This is a genomic window from Actinacidiphila acididurans (assembly GCF_016918855.1).
In the GTDB taxonomy this organism is placed as follows: domain Bacteria; phylum Actinomycetota; class Actinomycetes; order Streptomycetales; family Streptomycetaceae; genus Actinacidiphila; species Actinacidiphila acididurans.
Genome location: NZ_JADKYB010000007.1, coordinates 260,403 through 276,633, shown reverse-complemented (window position 1 = coordinate 276,633; position 16,231 = coordinate 260,403). Strand labels below are relative to the sequence as shown.

Sequence of the window (16,231 nt, the reverse complement as noted above, 5' to 3'; positions counted from 1 at the left end):
CTGTCGGGGTCGTTCTGGGGGGCCGATTCGCGCGCGCTTCGGCTGCGGCACGGCCGCGGCTGAGCACGCCGGGGAGCAGAGAGCGACGTTTCACGTGGAACACGATGGCGAGCGTCGCGCGTCTTTGTCCGGAGACACTCCGGCTTTATGTCGGCTTGGTCGTTTGTATGGTGTATTTGGCCGAACGCGCTCAGCGGCGCTTGCGCCCGCCCGCAGCGCCCCGCGGCGTACGGCTGGCCCGGGCCGCCTTCGCCCGCCGGGTGGCCGCCCGTACCCCGCCCGGGCTCTCGCCCACCAGCACCCGCACCACGGTGGACAGCGGGTCCACGATGCCCTCGCCGACGTGGACGATCGTGGCGTCCACCGCTCCGAGCCGGTGCAGGGCCGCCCTGGCGCCCTTCAGCTCCTCCTCGGCGGTGTCGCCCTTGAGGACGGCCATCTCACCGTGCGGCCGCAGCAGGGGCAGCCCCCACCCGGCCAGCCGCTCCAGCGGCGCCACCGCCCGCGCGGTCACCAGGTCGACCGGCGGCAGCTTGCCCACCATCTCCTCGGCGCGGCCGCGGACCACCGTGACATTGGACAGGCCCAGCAGCTTGACCACCTCCTCGAGGAAGGTGGTCCGGCGCAGCAGCGGCTCCAGCAGGGTGATCTCCAGGTCCGGCCGGGTCAGCGCGAGCGGAATGCCGGGCAGCCCGGCCCCCGAGCCGACGTCGCACACCGACAGGTCGTCGTCGATCACCTCGGACAGCACCGCGCAGTTCAGCAGGTGCCGCTCCCACAGCCGCGGCACCTCCCGGGGCCCGATCAGCCCACGCCCGACGCCGACGTCCGCGAGCAGCTCGGCGTAGCGCAGGGCGTCGGCGAACCGGTCACCGAAGACGGTCCTGGCCTGCTCCGGCGGCGCGGGGAGCTCGGCTGCTGCCTCGGTCACGAGGGCGGTCCTTTCCTGGAGTCCTGGGTCAGCCCGCGGGGGTCCACCGGGCGTACACGTTCAGGCTTACTACACAGCGCCGGACTGACAAGCCGCGGCCCCGTCTGCGAACAGACGGGGCCGGCTGGACGGACGGCAGATGTCGGACGGGGCCGAACCGGAGCTGCGGTCAGGCCGGGAGGACGACCACCCGGCGGTGCGGCTCCTCGCCCTCGGACTCGCTGCGCAGCCCGGCCGCCGCCACCGCGTCGTGCACGACCTTCCGCTCGAACGGCGTCATCGGGTCCAGCTTCACCGGCTCTCCGGTCTCCTTGGCCTCGGCCGCCGCGTCGGTGCCCAGCTTGGTCAGCTCGGCCCGCTTGCGGGCCCGGAACCCGGCGATGTCCAGCATCAGCCGGCTGCGCTCGCCGGTCTCCCGGTGCACCGCCAGCCGGGTCAGCTCCTGGAGCGCCTCCAGCACCTCGCCGTCCCGCCCGACCAGCTTGTTCAGATCGCGGCTGGCCGTGTCACCGATGATCGACACCGACGCGCGCTCGCCCTCGACGTCCATGTCGATGTCGCCGTCGAGGTCGGCGATGTCCAGCAGCCCCTCCAGGTAGTCGGCGGCGATCTCACCCTCCTGCTCCAGGCGGGTCAGGGTCGCGGCCGAGCCGCCGTCGGCGGCCGTGCTGGTGTTGACGTCGCTCACGCCCGGTATCTCCCTCTCACTTCTTCTTCGACAAGTTGGTGGGCTTGCCCTTGGCGCCCTTGCCGTCCGTGCCGGACTGCTTGCCGGCCGACGTCGACGCGGCGCCGCCCCGCTGCTTGGCACCGCCCGCCCGCGGGGCCCCGGGCTTGCGGGCCTGGCCCGCGCGCGGAGCGCCGTTCGCCTTCGGGGTGCCGGTGCCGTTCGCCTTGGACGTGCCGTCCTGCGGGCCCTCGTGTGCACTGCCCTCGTGGGCCCCGCCCTCGTGCGCACTGCCCTCGTGCGCACTGCCCTCGTGAGCATCGCCCTCGGCCGACTTCTGGGCGCCGGCTCGCGGCGCACCGCCGGTGTGGGTCGTGCCCGCGGCGGCCCCGCTGCCCGAGCCCGACCGCTGGGCCTTGGTCTGCCGCTTGGGCTGGGTACGGTTCGCGCGGGCGGCCTCGACCGCCTCCTTGGCCTTGACCTCCTCCGGCGCCTCCACCAGCTTGCCCTTGGCCCGCAGCCGCTCCTGGCGCTGCTGGAAGGCCAGGCTGCCCGGGGTGGGGTTGCGCCGGATCACGAACATCTGCTGGCCCATGGTCCACACGTTGGTGGTCAGCCAGTAGATGAGGACACCGACCGGGAAGTTGATGCCGAGCACCGCGAAGATCAGCGGGAAGACGTACATCAGCATCTTCTGCTGCTGCATGAACGGCGTCTTCACCGTCATGTCCACGTTCTTCGTCATCAGCTGGCGCTGGGTGTAGAACTGCGACGCCGACATCAGGATGATCATGAGGATCGTGACGACCCGCACGTTGGTCACCGTCGAGCCGAGCGAGACCGCGTGGGCGGCGCTGTCGGTGAACTTCGACGCCAGGGGAGCACCGAAGATGTGCGCGTCCTGGGCGCTGGTCACCAGGTTCTGGTGGATGACGCCGACCGGCTTGCCCTTGGAGATGTTGCTCAGCACGTGGTACAGGGCGAAGAAGAACGGCGACTGCGCGATGATCGGCAGGCACGAGGAGAGCGGGTTGGTGCCCGTCTCCCGGTACAGCTTCATCATCTCTTCGGACTGGCGCTGCCGGTCGTTCTTGTAGCGCTCCTGGATCGCCTTCATCTTCGGCTGGAGCGCCTGCATGTTCCGGGTCGACTTGATCTGCTTCACGAACAGCGGGATCAGGCAGATCCGGATCAGCACCACCAGCGAGACGATCGACAGACCCCAGGCCCAGCCGCTGTCCTTGTCGAAGATCAGGCCGTAGAACGAGTGGAACTGGACGATGATCCACGAGACGGCGTCATACAGGGGGTTGAGAATCCCCACGGTCAGGCTCCTTGGGCGTGAGAGGGTCCGGTGGGCTCGGGCGTGACGGGCCCGTCGGAGCCGCCCCGCAGGTAGCGGCGCAGCCTTTCGTGCCAGCGCGGTCGCTTGCGCGGCGGGACATGGTCCACGCCGCCGGGCGACCACGGATTGCACCGCAGAATGCGCCACACGGTCAGGGCACTGCCCTTGATCGCGCCGTGCCGGTCAATGGCGGTGTAGCCATAGTGCGAGCACGAGGGGTAATAGCGGCAGACCGGCCCCAGCAGTGGGCTGATCGTCCACTGGTAGAGCTTGATCAGTGCCAGCAACGGATACTTCATCGAGCCACCCTCCCCTCGGCGTCGCCATGGGTGTCACGACCCAGCAGCCGCTTCAGCGCGGCATCCAGGTCGAGGGCAAGCTGTTCCTGGTCCGCACTGCCGGCTCCCGGCAGCGCGCGTACTACCACAAGGCTACCGGGGGGCAGCAGTGACAGACGCTCCCTCACGAGATGACGCAGTCGCCTCTTGACCAGGTTGCGCTGGACCGCATTGCCGACGGCCTTGCTCACGACGAAACCCGCACGCGCCGGGGGGGCATTCCCCCCGGGTGCGTGCGGGTCAGAGGCGTCACGGCGCAGGTGGACGACCAGCAGCGGCCGACCTGCCCGGCGTCCGCGGCGAACCGCTTCTGCGAAGTCCTGCCGCCGCCGCAGCCGATGGTCGGTGGGCAGCACGGCAAAGCGACCTGTCGTGGATCAGGCGGACAGGCGGGCGCGACCCTTGCTGCGGCGGGCCGTGACGATGGCGCGGCCGGCGCGGGTCCGCATCCGCAGACGGAAGCCGTGGGTCTTGGCACGACGGCGGTTGTTCGGCTGGAAGGTGCGCTTGCTCACTCGGGGGCTCCAGGGTCGTTGGGTCCGGCGGGGCGTCGCCTGGCTGTCACCGTGCGCCCACGAGAAGCTCGCGGACCAGCCGGAGTACCGCTTTGACGATCACCCGGGAGACCCGGACGATCCCTCGCCCATCAGTAGGCAGGCAGCAGCCATCGACAACTCGACCTCGATACGGTACGTGCGGCTGGGCCATCCGGTCAAACCCGCCCGCGCCCGCCCGCCATTTGTACACACCCTGTGGACAACGACTTGAACCGCGCAGGCCGCCGTGATTACCGTGGCCGGACCTCTGCACCGCGCCCGGCGCAGAACCTCGTACTCTTCCCGCCGCACAGCAGGACCACACTTTCGCGGGAGTTCTCAGCACCATCCAGCGACCGAGAGAGCGTGCACTGTGGCCGACGTAACTGCCGATCTCGCCGCAGTGTGGCCGCGTGTCCTCCAGAAACTGCTGGTGGAGGGCGAGGACCTCAAGCCCAAGGATGCCGAGTGGCTCCAGCGCACTCAGCCGCTGGCCCTGGTCGCGGGCACCGCGGTCCTCTCGGCGCCCAACGAGTTCGCCAAGAGCGTCCTCGAGGGCCGGCTGCTGCCGCTGATCACCGATGTGCTCAGCCGTGAGTTCGGCCACGCGGTCGGGATCGCGATCGCGGTGGCCTCCGGCGGCGACCAGGAGCAGGCGCCGGCCGCCGCCCCGGAGCGCCCCCGGCCGGCCGAGCCGCCGGCGATCCCGCAGCAGGAGACGTACGACCTTCCCGACGGCCCCCGGGTGCGCCCGGCGTGGGCCGAGCGGTCCGATTTCCAGGACCGGCCCGACCGCCCTGACTTCCAGGACCGCTCCGACCGTTCCGACCGCCCGGACTGGCAGCAGCCCCGGCTCGGCGGCTGGGGCACGCCCGGTTTCGGGGACGTTTCGTCGTACGACTCCTACGACGCCCCGCGCGACTCCCGCGACGGCTACGAGGGCGGCCCCCGCGACCGCGACCCGCGTGCGCCCCGCGACGACTACGCGCCACCCCGTGACGGCGGCCGTGACGGGTACGACAGCCCGCGCGAGTCCTACGAGCCGCCGCGTGAGTCGTACGACTACCCGTCCGGCTATCCGGCACTGCCGCGTCAGGGCCAGTCCGGCCCGCAGGGGTACGCGTCCCCGTCCGGCGGCTGGCCGCCGCACGGCGGTGGGCCGGGCCGCCAGGAGCCGGGCGACGAGCGGCCGCTCACCGGCCCCGCCGCGCTGCCGAACCTGCCGGGGGCCGGCGGCGGCGCGGGCTCCGGGGTCGGCGGGCCGGGCCCGGGCGGCAGGGGAGCCGGGGGCGGCGGTACGGGCTCCGGGTCCGGTGGCAGTGGCGGCAGCGTCGAGCCGACCGCCCGGCTGAATCCGAAGTACCTCTTCGACACCTTCGTGATCGGCGCCTCCAACCGCTTCGCGCACGCCGCGGCGGTGGCGGTCGCCGAGGCGCCGGCCAAGGCGTACAACCCGCTGTTCATCTACGGCGAGTCGGGCCTGGGCAAGACGCACCTGCTGCACGCCATCGGGCACTACGCCCGCAGCCTGTATCCGGGCACCCGGGTGCGCTACGTGAGCTCGGAGGAGTTCACCAACGAGTTCATCAACTCCATCCGGGACGGCAAGGCGGACGCGTTCCGCAAGCGGTACCGGGACATGGACATCCTGCTGGTCGACGACATCCAGTTCCTGGCGCAGAAGGAGTCGACGCAGGAGGAGTTCTTCCACACCTTCAACACCCTGCACAACGCGAACAAGCAGATCGTGCTGTCCTCGGACCGGCCGCCCAAGCAGCTGGTCACCCTGGAGGACCGGCTGCGCAACCGCTTCGAGTGGGGTCTGATCACCGACGTCCAGCCGCCGGAGCTGGAGACCCGGATCGCGATCCTGCGCAAGAAGGCGGTGCAGGAGCAGCTGAACGCGCCGCCGGAGGTGCTGGAGTTCATCGCCTCCCGAATCTCCCGCAACATCCGGGAGCTGGAGGGCGCGCTGATCCGGGTGACCGCCTTCGCCAGCCTCAACCGGCAGCCGGTGGACCTCCAGCTCACCGAGATCGTCCTCAAGGACCTGATCCCGGGCGGCGAGGACTCGGTGCCGGAGATCAGCGGCAGCGCGATCATGGCGGAGACCGCCGCGTACTTCGGGCTCAACGTGGACGACCTGTCCGGCTCCTCGCGCAGCCGCGTGCTGGTCACCGCCCGGCAGATCGCCATGTACCTGTGCCGCGAGCTCACCGACCTGTCGCTGCCCAAGATCGGCGCCCTGTTCGGCGGCCGGGACCACACCACGGTGATGCACGCCGACCGCAAGATCCGCTCGCTGATGGCCGAGCGGCGGTCCATCTACAACCAGGTGACCGAGCTGACCAACCGCATCAAGAGCTGAGCCCCCGGCCTCCGGAAAGCCCTCTCAGGCCGTCCCCAGCTCGTCCCCGGCCCTTCGCCGACCCCGTTTTCCACCGGCCCCGCGCTGCCTCCACGGCCCGCGGGGCCTTTTCGTGCCCGCCGGCCCTGTTCGAATCAGGGTCGGCGCGGCACGTTTCTCCACAGGTTCACCGGGCGGGGCGTTTCCACACCCTGGGGAGAACCGGGTTGTCCCCGCGCTCTCCACAGGAGGGGTCGGCCGCGAGGAGTCCACCCAGCTCAGCGGGCTGTGGATATGTGGGCAACCATGATCCACAGACTGTGGACGGAAAAGACACCAAAAGGGGTCCACTTCCGGTTGTCCACCGCTCGCCCACAGGCTGGGCCGGGTTGTGCACAGGAGAAGCCGTTTTCTCCACACCTTTGTCCACTGTTCGGCAACGAAATGCGCTCTGTCCCTCGGAAGAGTGAAAGGCGTCACACCACATGCGTGGGTTGGGCTGGGGAGAACCTGGGTATTCCTGGGGACGAACCTGGGGAGAAACCCACGTCCCCTGTGCATGGGGTGTGCACAACTTTCGGTTGTCCACAGCCGGCCCTGTTCGTCCACAGGCGTCCTCCACAGGCGCGGTGGATAAAAAATGGGGCCTGACCTGCGCGGAGACCACTTATCCACGGTATCCACACCCCCTACTACTACTGCCACAGTTAGTTAGCGGGGAGATCGGTTCAAAGCGGGGGCTGTGCACAACTCGCCCCGGAGCCGCCCCGGCCCCTGTGTCCCGACTTGACGCCAAGCAGCACCAGGTGTCAGTGGCGTGCGTCAGACTGGTCCCCGACAGTCGGCAACAAGCAGGAGGCGGTTCCGGTGAAGATCCGGGTGGAGCGCGACGTACTCGCCGAGGCGGTGGCATGGGCGGCACGCAGTCTCCCGGCCCGTCCCCCGGTGCCCGTCCTGGCCGGGCTCCTGCTGCGCGCCGAGGACGGCCGGCTGAGCCTGTCCGGCTTCGACTACGAGGTCTCGGCCCGCGTCGCCGTGGACGCCGAGGTGGAGGACGAGGGCACCGTCCTGGTCTCCGGCCGCCTGCTCGCCGACATCTCCCGGGCGCTGCCGAACCGCCCGGTGGAGATCTCCAGCGACGGCGTACGCGTCACCGTCGTCTGCGGCAGCTCGCGGTTCACGCTCCACACACTGCCTGTGGAGGAGTACCCGGCGCTGCCCGCCATGCCCACCGCCTCGGGCACCGTGCCCGGTGACGTCTTCGCCGCCGCTGCCGCCCAGGTCGCCATCGCCGCCGGCCGCGACGACACGCTGCCGGTGCTCACCGGCGTCCGGATCGAGATCGAGGGCGACACCGTCACCCTGGCCGCCACCGACCGGTACCGGTTCGCGGTCCGCGAGTTCCTGTGGAAGCCCGAGCAGGCCGACATCTCCGCCGTCGCCCTGGTGCCCGCCAAGACGCTGCTGGACACCGCCAAGTCGCTGACCAGCGGGGACACCGTGGCCATCGCGCTGGCCGGATCGGGCGCCGGCGAGGGCCTGATCGGCTTCGAGGGCGCCGGCCGCCGGACCACCACCCGGCTGCTCGAGGGCGACCTGCCCAAGTACCGCACTCTGTTCCCCACCGAGTTCGCCTCGGTGGCGGTGATCGAGACCCCGCCGTTCGTCGAGGCGGTCAAGCGCGTCGCCCTGGTCGCCGAGCGCAACACCCCGGTGCGGCTGAGCTTCGAGCAGGGCGTGCTCACCCTGGAGGCCGGCTCCAGCGACGACGCACAGGCTGTGGAAAGGGTCGACGCCAAGCTGGAGGGCGACGACATTTCGATCGCCTTCAACCCGACCTTCCTGCTGGACGGCCTGAGCGCCATCGACTCCCCGGTGGCCCAGCTCTCCTTCACCACCTCGACCAAGCCCGCGCTGCTCAGCGGCCGCCCGGCGGTCGACGCCGAGGCGGACGAGGCGTACAAGTACCTGATCATGCCGGTGCGCCTGTCCGGCTGACCCGTACCGCCCCCCGGCGCCGAGTGACGTGCGCCATGCCGCGACCGGGGCGTCCGGTCGGACGGCCGGCGACCCGCGGACGTAGGCTCGTCCTCAGGTCAGGGAGCAGATCTCGCACGCGTCGAACAGGCCGGCGAACGGCCCGGACGATGCACGCGTTTCGGACGAAGGGTCAGTGATGGCACAGCTCGGTCTCATCGGTCTCGGCAAGATGGGCGGCAACATGCGCGAGCGCATCCGCCGCGCCGGCCACACCGTCATCGGGTACGACAGGAACCCCGACGTCGCCGATGTCCACAGCCTGAAGGAGCTTGTGGACGGGCTGCAGGGCCCCCGGGTGGTATGGGTGATGGTTCCGGCCGGCGCCGCCACCCAGTCGACCATCGACGAGCTGGGCGAGCTGCTCTCCCCCGGCGACCTGGTCATCGACGGCGGCAACTCCCGCTGGACGGACGACGAGAAGCATGCCGAGCAGCTCGGCGCCAAAGGCATCGGCTTCGTGGACTGCGGTGTCTCCGGCGGCGTGTGGGGCCTGGCCAACGGCTACGCGCTGATGTACGGCGGCACCGTCGAGGACGTCGCCAAGGCGCAGCCGTTCTTCGACGCGCTCAAGCCCGAGGGCGACTTCGGCGCGGTGCACGCGGGCAAGGTCGGCGCGGGCCACTTCGCGAAGATGGTGCACAACGGCATCGAGTACGCGATGATGCAGGCGTACGCCGAGGGCTGGGAGCTGCTGGAGGCGGTGGACTCGGTCACCGACGTCCGCGAGGTCTTCCGGTCCTGGAAGGCCGGCACCGTGATCCGTTCCTGGCTGCTGGACCTCGCGGTGGACGCACTGGACAAGGACGAGCACCTGAACGGCCTGCGGGGCTTCGCCCAGGACTCCGGCGAGGGCCGGTGGACGGTGGAGGCCGCGATCGACAACGCGGTGCCGCTGCCCGCGATCACCGCGTCGCTCTTCGCCCGCTTCGCCTCCCGCCAGGACGACTCGCCGCAGATGAAGATGATCGCCGCGCTGCGCAACGAGTTCGGCGGTCACGCGGTGACGGCCGCGGAGTGACCGCCGGCCGGCCGCGGCCGGACAGCAGGAGGCCGGCCGGCAGGCACTGAGGCCACGAGCTAAGGCAGGGAGGCCGGCGCGCCGGACGCGCCACAGCACACGCGATGCACGTCACGCACCTTTCGCTCGCCGACTTCCGTTCCTACGCCCGGGCCGAGGTCCGCCTCGACCCGGGCGTCACGGCCTTCGTGGGCCCCAACGGCCAGGGCAAGACCAACCTCGTGGAGGCGGTCGGCTACCTGGCCTCGCTCGGCAGCCACCGGGTGGCCGCGGACGCCCCGCTGGTGCGCATCGGGGCCGAGCGCGCGGTGGTCCGGGCCCAGGTGGTGCAGGGCGACCGGCAGCAGCTCGTGGAGCTGGAGATCAACCCGGGCAAGGCCAACCGGGCCCGGATCAACCGCTCGGACCGGGTCCGGCCGCGCGACGTGCTGGGCATCGTGCGCAGCGTGCTGTTCGCCCCCGAGGACCTGGCCCTGGTCAAGGGCGACCCGAGCGAGCGGCGGCGGTTCCTGGACGAGCTGATCACCGCCCGCGCGCCGCGGCTGGCCGGGGTCCGCGCGGACTACGACCGGGTGCTCAAGCAGCGCAACACCCTGCTGAAGACCGCGGTGCTGGCCCGCCGGCACGGCGGCAAGGGCGCCGACCTGTCCACCCTGGACATCTGGGACCAGCACTTGGCCCGGGCCGGGGCGGAGCTGCTGGCGCACCGGCTGGAACTGGTCGCGGCGCTCCAGCCGCTGACCGACAAGGCGTACGAACAGCTCGCCCCCGGCGGCGGCCCGGTGACGCTGGACTACCGCTGGTCCCTGGGCGAGCAGGAGCCGCCCGCGGTCCTCGGCCGGGAGGAGCTGTACGAGCGGATGCTCCAGGCGCTCGGCGAGGTCCGGCGCCAGGAGATCGAGCGGGGCGTGACGCTGGCCGGCCCGCACCGGGACGACCTCGTGCTGAAGCTCGGCCCGGCGCCCGCGAAGGGCTATGCCAGCCATGGCGAGTCGTGGTCGTACGCGCTGGCGCTGCGGCTGGCCTCGTACGAGCTGCTGTGCGCGGACGGCGGCGAGCCGGTGCTCGTCCTGGACGACGTGTTCGCGGAACTGGACCAGCGGCGGCGGGAACGGCTGGCGGAACTGGTGGCCCCCGGCGAGCAGGTGCTCGTCACGGCCGCGGTGGACGACGACGTGCCGGGCGTGCTGGCGGGGGCACGGTTCTCGGTGGAGAACGGAGCGGTGGAGCGGCTGTGAACGAGCCCATGAACACGCCCATGAACAGGCCGGTGAACCCGCAGGGCCCCCTGCCGGACGCCGGGCGGCACCTCCCGCCGACCCCGGCCCCGACCCCGACTTCGGCCCCCTCCCTTCCGCAGACCGCTCCGACCGGTGTGGACCTGGCCCGCGTCGCGCTGCGCGCCGCCCGTGAGCAGGCGCGCGCCCGCGGGGCCGCCGCCGTGCAGAAGAAGCAGGCCCGGCGCGGCGGCCTGCGCAGCGGCGCGCGGGCCGACGGCCGGGACCCGCTGCCGCTGGGCACGGCCATCCAGCGGCTGATCACCGAGCGCGGCTGGGAGACGCCGGCCGCGGTGGGCGGCGTGATGGGCGACTGGGCCGGCACGGTCGGCGAGGACGTCGCCCTGCACTGCACCCCGGAGCACTACGACGAGCAGGCCCGGGTGCTGACTGTGAGATGCGACTCAACCGCGTGGGCCACGCAGGTGCGCATGCTCGCGGCCGCATTCGTGCGCCAGATCAACAAGCGGCAGGGCCCGGACACCGTGAAGATGATCAAGGTGCTCGGTCCGGCCGGACCCGCCCGGTCCTACGGCCGGCTGCGCGCTCCCGGCAGCCGCGGCCCCGGTGACACCTACGGCTGAGCCGCCCGCCCGGGCCGTTTCCGGGCCGACCCTGTGACCTGCGATTTCCCGCGGCCTTTCGGGCCGCCGTGCGCGCCGCCGCGAGCCCGCGACCACCCGCCCGCGCGATCCGGCCGTGGCCGGAATCGTACGCATTGGCGGGCCCGTCGGCGTACCCCTGCTCAGCGTAGCCGGGGGTTGACAGCCGGAAGCCCTGGACGCCCGTGTGAGCCGTTTTGGCCCCCGGTCCGTGTGGAGGGAGTCGCGCGACCGCGGCTTTGGGCGGCACATGGGAACTCAGGTACCGCCAAAGCCCCATTCATGTCGGCGCTACCGGTAGACTGGTAAGCAACACCGCCCTCCCCTGGCACCTGGCAGGGGTACCCCAGCGGAACATGTCGTACGACACCCAGTCGAACGCCAAGTAGACCCCAGAACGACACGGCCGATCCCGCTCGCGGGAGCCGGTCGTGCTGTGCCAGAAAGGGCGCTTCGTGGCCGATTCCGGCAACCTCAACGAGAACTCCAACCAGTCCTACGACGCCAGCGCGATCACCGTCCTCGAGGGACTCGACGCGGTCCGCAAGCGTCCCGGCATGTACATCGGCTCGACCGGTGAACGGGGCCTGCACCACCTCGTGTACGAGGTCGTCGACAACTCGGTGGACGAGGCGCTGGCCGGCCACGCGGACTCCATCGACGTGACGATCCTCGCCGACGGCGGGGTGCGCGTGGTGGACAACGGCCGTGGCATCCCGGTGGGCATCGTCCCCTCGGAGGGCAAGCCGGCCGTCGAGGTCGTACTGACCGTGCTGCACGCCGGCGGCAAGTTCGGCGGCGGCGGCTACGCGGTCTCCGGCGGTCTGCACGGCGTCGGCGTCTCGGTCGTCAACGCGCTGTCCACCCGGGTCGCCGTCGAGGTGCGCACCGAGGGCTACCGCTGGACGCAGGACTACAAGTTGGGCGTGCCCACCGCGCCGCTGGCCCGCAACGAAGCCATCGAGGAAACCGGCACCACGGTCACCTTCTGGGCCGACCCGGAGATCTTCGAGACCACGGAGTACTCCTTCGAGACCCTCTCCCGCCGCTTCCAGGAGATGGCGTTCCTCAACAAGGGACTGCGCATCGCGCTGACCGACGAGCGCCCGGACCACGTGGACGAGGAGGGCAACCCGCTCGCCGTCACGTACCACTACGAGGGCGGCATCGTCGACTTCGTGAAGTACCTCAACTCGCGCAAGGGCGAGCTGGTCCACCCCACCGTCATCGACATCGAGGCGGAGGACACCGAGCGGCTGCTGTCGGTCGAGGTGGCCATGCAGTGGAACACCCAGTACAGCGAGGGTGTCTACAGCTTCGCCAACACCATCCACACGCACGAGGGCGGCACCCACGAGGAGGGCTTCCGCGCGGCGCTGACCGGCCTGGTCAACCGCTACGCGCGGGAGAAGAAGCTGCTGCGTGAGAAGGACGACAACCTCACCGGCGAGGACATCCGCGAGGGCCTGACCGCGATCATCTCGGTCAAGCTGGGCGAGCCGCAGTTCGAGGGCCAGACCAAGACCAAGCTCGGCAACACCGAGGCCAAGACCTTCGTGCAGAAGGTGGTCCACGAGCACCTGAACGACTGGCTGGACCGTAACCCCAACGAGGCGATCGACATCATTCGCAAGGCGATCCAGGCGGCCACCGCCCGCGTCGCCGCCCGCAAGGCACGCGATCTGACCCGCCGCAAGGGGCTGCTGGAGTCCGCGTCACTGCCCGGCAAGCTCAGCGACTGCCAGTCCAACGACCCGACGAAGTGCGAGATCTTCATCGTCGAGGGCGACTCGGCCGGCGGCTCGGCCAAGTCCGGCCGCAACCCGCAGTACCAGGCGATCCTGCCGATCCGCGGCAAGATCCTCAACGTGGAGAAGGCCAGGATCGACAAGATCCTGCAGAACCAGGAGATCCAGGCGCTGATCTCCGCCTTCGGCACGGGCGTGCACGAGGACTTCGACATCGCCAAGCTGCGGTACCACAAGATCATCCTCATGGCGGACGCAGATGTGGACGGCCAGCACATCAACACCCTGCTGCTGACCTTCCTGTTCCGCTTCATGCGGCCGCTGGTGGAGGCCGGGCACGTGTACCTGTCCCGCCCGCCGCTGTACAAGATCAAGTGGGGCCGGGACGACTTCGAGTACGCCTACTCCGACGCCGAACGCGACGCGCTGATCGAGCTGGGCCGGCAGAACGGCAAGCGGGTCCGCGAGGACTCCATCCAGCGCTTCAAGGGTCTCGGCGAGATGAACGCCGAGGAACTGCGGGTCACCACCATGGACGTGGACCACCGGGTGCTGGGCCAGGTCACCCTGGACGACGCGGCGTTGGCCGACGACCTGTTCTCGGTGCTGATGGGCGAGGACGTCGAGGCGCGGCGCTCCTTCATCCAGCGCAACGCCAAGGATGTCCGCTTCCTCGACATCTGAGTCGGCCTCCAGCAGCCGCAGCTCGAAAGGACTTTGACCACCCATGGCCGACGACACCACCCCTTCCCCCGGCGCGCCCGAAAACCAGGACTTCCCCGAGGGCGCCGCCGACACGGACACCACCCTGCGGATCGAGGCGGTCGGCCTCGAGACCGAGATGCAGCGCAGCTATCTCGACTACGCGATGTCCGTCATCGTCTCGCGCGCGCTGCCGGACGTCCGTGACGGCCTGAAGCCCGTGCACCGCCGCGTGCTGTACGCGATGTACGACGGCGGCTACCGCCCCGAGCGCGGCTTCTACAAGTGCGCCCGCGTGGTCGGCGACGTGATGGGTACGTACCACCCGCACGGCGACTCCTCCATCTACGACGCCCTGGTCCGGCTGGCCCAGCCCTGGTCGATGCGCATGCCGCTGGTGGACTCCAACGGCAACTTCGGCTCGCCCGGCAACGACCCGGCCGCGGCCATGCGCTACACCGAGTGCAAGATGGCGCCGCTGTCGATGGAGATGGTCCGGGACATCGACGAGGAGACCGTCGACTTCCAGGACAACTACGACGGCCGCAACCAGGAGCCGACGGTGCTGCCGTCGCGCTTCCCCAACCTGCTGATCAACGGTTCGGCCGGCATCGCGGTCGGCATGGCGACCAACATCCCGCCGCACAACCTGCGCGAGGTCGCCGACGGCGCCCAGTGGGCGCTGGCCAACCCCGAGGCCACCACCGAGGAACTGCTGGACGCCCTGGTCGAGCGGATCAAGGGCCCCGACTTCCCGACCGGCGCCCTGGTGGTGGGCCGCAAGGGCATCGAGGACGCGTACCGCACCGGCCGCGGCTCGATCACCATGCGCGCGGTCGTCGAGGTCGAGGAGATCCAGGGCCGGCAGTGCCTGGTGGTCACCGAGCTGCCGTACCAGGTCAACCCGGACAACCTCGCGCAGAAGATCGCCGACCTGGTCAAGGACGGCCGGGTCGCCGGCATCGCCGACGTCCGCGACGAGACCTCCTCGCGCACCGGCCAGCGCCTGGTGATCGTGCTCAAGCGCGACGCGGTCGCCAAGGTCGTGCTCAACAACCTCTACAAGCACACCGATCTGCAGACCAACTTCGGCGCGAACATGCTGGCCCTGGTGGACGGGGTGCCGCGCACCCTGTCGCTGGACCAGTTCATCAAGCTGTGGGTGACCCACCAGATCGAGGTCATTGTCCGGCGCACCCGGTTCCGGCTGCGCAAGGCCGAGGAGCGGGCCCACATCCTGCGCGGCCTGCTCAAGGCGCTGGACGCGATCGACGAGGTCATCGCCCTGATCCGGGGCAGCGACACGGTCGAGATCGCTCGCACGGGCCTGATGGGCCTGCTGGAGATCGACGAGATCCAGGCCAACGCGATCCTGGAGATGCAGCTGCGCCGGCTGGCCGCCCTGGAGCGGCAGAAGATCGTGCAGGAGCACGACGAGCTGCAGGCCAAGATCACCGAGTACAACCGGATCCTGGCCTCCCCGGAGCGGCAGCGGCAGATCATCAGCGAGGAACTGCAGGCCATCGTCGACAAGTTCGGCGACGACCGGCGCTCGAAGCTGGTGCCCTTCGACGGTGACATGTCCATCGAGGACCTGATCGCCGAGGAGGACATCGTCGTCACCATCACCCGTGGCGGCTACGTCAAGCGCACCCGTACCGAGGACTACCGCTCGCAGAAGCGCGGCGGCAAGGGCGTGCGCGGCACCAAGCTGAAGCAGGACGACATCGTCGACCACTTCTTCGTGACCACCACCCACCAGTGGCTGCTGTTCTTCACCAACAAGGGCCGTGTCTACCGCACCAAGGCGTACGATCTGCCGGACGCCGGCCGGGACGCCCGCGGCCAGCACGTGGCCAACCTGCTGGCCTTCCAGCCCGACGAGCGGATCGCCCAGATCCTGGCGATCAAGGACTACGACGCGGCGCCGTACCTGGTGCTCGCCACCAAGTCGGGCCTGGTGAAGAAGACCCCGCTGAAGGACTACGACTCCCCGCGCGCGGGCGGCGTGATCGCCATCAACCTGCGCGAGGCCGACGTGGAGGGCGGCTTCGACGAGCTGATCGGCGCCGAGCTCGTCTCCGCGGCCGACGACCTGCTGCTGATCAGCCGAAAGGCGCAGTCCATCCGGTTCACCGCCGACGACGACGCACTGCGCCCGATGGGCCGGGCCACGTCGGGCGTGAAGGGCATGAGTTTCCGTGAAGGTGACGAACTCTTGTCCATGAACGTCGTCCGGCCGGGTACGTTCGTCTTCACGGCCACCGATGGCGGCTACGCCAAGCGCACCCGGGTCGACGAGTACCGGATCCAGGGGCGCGGCGGGCTCGGCATCAAGGCCGCCAAGATCGTGGAGGACCGCGGCTCACTGGTCGGGGCCCTGGTGGTCGAGGAGAACGACGAGATCCTGGCCATCACCCTGAGCGGTGGCGTGATCCGGACGCGGGTGAGCGGCGTGCGCGAGACCGGACGTGACACTATGGGCGTTCAGCTCATCAACCTCGCCAAGCGGGACGCGGTGGTCGGTATCGCGCGGAACGCGGAGGCGGAGGAAGATGCGGAGTCGGCCACCGGTGTCGTGGTCGAACCGGAGGCGCCCACCACTGTGGCCGGCGCCGCACAGCAGGACATTGCGGCCGGGGGCGAGTCGCCCGCGGCCGGCGAACCGGAGGAGTGAGCC

General features: G+C 70.4%; 13 protein-coding genes. 7 read left to right on the top strand and 6 right to left on the bottom strand.

The annotated features are described in order from the left end of the window. Positions 1 to 190: 190 nt before the first annotated feature. From rsmG to rpmH, 6 genes are all read right to left on the bottom strand, one after another. Positions 191 to 931, bottom strand: coding sequence for a 16S rRNA (guanine(527)-N(7))-methyltransferase RsmG (rsmG, locus tag ITX44_RS15595; protein WP_205357809.1), 741 nt, complete (start codon positions 929 to 931; stop codon positions 191 to 193). A gap of 169 nt (positions 932 to 1,100) precedes the next feature. After that, complete coding sequence (locus ITX44_RS15590) at positions 1,101 to 1,619, bottom strand: Jag family protein (RefSeq protein ID WP_205357808.1); 519 nt, start codon at positions 1,617 to 1,619, stop codon at positions 1,101 to 1,103. Positions 1,620 to 1,635: 16 nt separating this feature from the next. Beyond that, positions 1,636 to 2,922, bottom strand: coding sequence for a membrane protein insertase YidC (yidC, locus tag ITX44_RS15585; protein ID WP_205357807.1), 1,287 nt, complete (start codon positions 2,920 to 2,922; stop codon positions 1,636 to 1,638). 2 nt (positions 2,923 to 2,924) lie between these two features. Continuing rightward, the gene (yidD, locus tag ITX44_RS15580; RefSeq protein ID WP_205357806.1) at positions 2,925 to 3,242 is read right to left on the bottom strand and encodes a membrane protein insertion efficiency factor YidD; all 318 of its coding nucleotides are present in this window, start codon (positions 3,240 to 3,242) and stop codon (positions 2,925 to 2,927) included. Beyond that, complete coding sequence (gene rnpA / locus ITX44_RS15575) at positions 3,239 to 3,637, bottom strand: ribonuclease P protein component (RefSeq protein WP_205357805.1); 399 nt, start codon at positions 3,635 to 3,637, stop codon at positions 3,239 to 3,241. Before rnpA ends, yidD begins: the two co-directional genes overlap by 4 nt. A 21-nt stretch (positions 3,638 to 3,658) precedes the next feature. After that, positions 3,659 to 3,796, bottom strand: a complete 138-nt coding sequence (gene rpmH, locus ITX44_RS15570) for a 50S ribosomal protein L34 (RefSeq protein WP_205357804.1) — start codon at positions 3,794 to 3,796, stop codon at positions 3,659 to 3,661. A gap of 394 nt (positions 3,797 to 4,190) precedes the next feature. Here rpmH and dnaA point away from each other — a divergent pair, with 394 nt between their 5' ends. The 7 genes from dnaA to gyrA all read left to right on the top strand — a co-directional run bounded on the left by dnaA (position 4,191) and on the right by gyrA (position 16,228). Next, positions 4,191 to 6,185: a chromosomal replication initiator protein DnaA gene (dnaA, locus tag ITX44_RS15565; protein ID WP_205357803.1), complete on the top strand. Its 1,995-nt coding sequence runs from the start codon at positions 4,191 to 4,193 to the stop codon at positions 6,183 to 6,185. Positions 6,186 to 7,031: 846 nt separating this feature from the next. Beyond that, on the top strand, positions 7,032 to 8,162 hold the full coding sequence (dnaN, locus tag ITX44_RS15560; RefSeq protein ID WP_205357802.1) for a DNA polymerase III subunit beta: 1,131 nt from the start codon (positions 7,032 to 7,034) through the stop codon (positions 8,160 to 8,162). A 178-nt stretch (positions 8,163 to 8,340) separates the two neighbouring features. Beyond that, complete coding sequence (gene gnd, locus ITX44_RS15555) at positions 8,341 to 9,222, top strand: phosphogluconate dehydrogenase (NAD(+)-dependent, decarboxylating) (protein ID WP_205357801.1); 882 nt, start codon at positions 8,341 to 8,343, stop codon at positions 9,220 to 9,222. Positions 9,223 to 9,326: 104 nt separating this feature from the next. Next, complete coding sequence (gene recF / locus ITX44_RS15550) at positions 9,327 to 10,460, top strand: DNA replication/repair protein RecF (protein ID WP_205357800.1); 1,134 nt, start codon at positions 9,327 to 9,329, stop codon at positions 10,458 to 10,460. A 20-nt stretch (positions 10,461 to 10,480) separates the two neighbouring features. Further along, positions 10,481 to 11,083 carry a DciA family protein gene (locus ITX44_RS15545; RefSeq protein ID WP_205357799.1) on the top strand — a complete coding sequence of 201 codons (603 nt, stop codon included), beginning with the start codon at positions 10,481 to 10,483 and terminating at the stop codon, positions 11,081 to 11,083. A gap of 449 nt (positions 11,084 to 11,532) precedes the next feature. After that, positions 11,533 to 13,533, top strand: a complete 2,001-nt coding sequence (gene gyrB / locus ITX44_RS15540; RefSeq protein WP_307795283.1) for a DNA topoisomerase (ATP-hydrolyzing) subunit B — start codon at positions 11,533 to 11,535, stop codon at positions 13,531 to 13,533. A 43-nt stretch (positions 13,534 to 13,576) separates the two neighbouring features. Then, positions 13,577 to 16,228 carry a DNA gyrase subunit A gene (gyrA, locus tag ITX44_RS15535; RefSeq protein ID WP_205357798.1) on the top strand — a complete coding sequence of 884 codons (2,652 nt, stop codon included), beginning with the start codon at positions 13,577 to 13,579 and terminating at the stop codon, positions 16,226 to 16,228. The last annotated feature ends 3 nt before the right edge of the window (positions 16,229 to 16,231 follow it).

Bases quoted from the DNA above. Each gene is read 5' to 3' on its own strand.
- gyrA (WP_205357798.1), top strand. From the start codon at position 13,577: ATGGCCGACGACACCACCCCTTCCCCCGGCGCGCCCGAAAACCAGGAC.
- ITX44_RS15545 (WP_205357799.1), top strand. From the start codon at position 10,481: ATGAACAGGCCGGTGAACCCGCAGGGCCCCCTGCCGGACGCCGGGCGG.
- recF (WP_205357800.1), top strand. From the start codon at position 9,327: ATGCACGTCACGCACCTTTCGCTCGCCGACTTCCGTTCCTACGCCCGG.
- gnd (WP_205357801.1), top strand. From the start codon at position 8,341: ATGGCACAGCTCGGTCTCATCGGTCTCGGCAAGATGGGCGGCAACATG.
- yidD (WP_205357806.1), bottom strand. From the start codon at position 3,242: ATGAAGTATCCGTTGCTGGCACTGATCAAGCTCTACCAGTGGACGATC.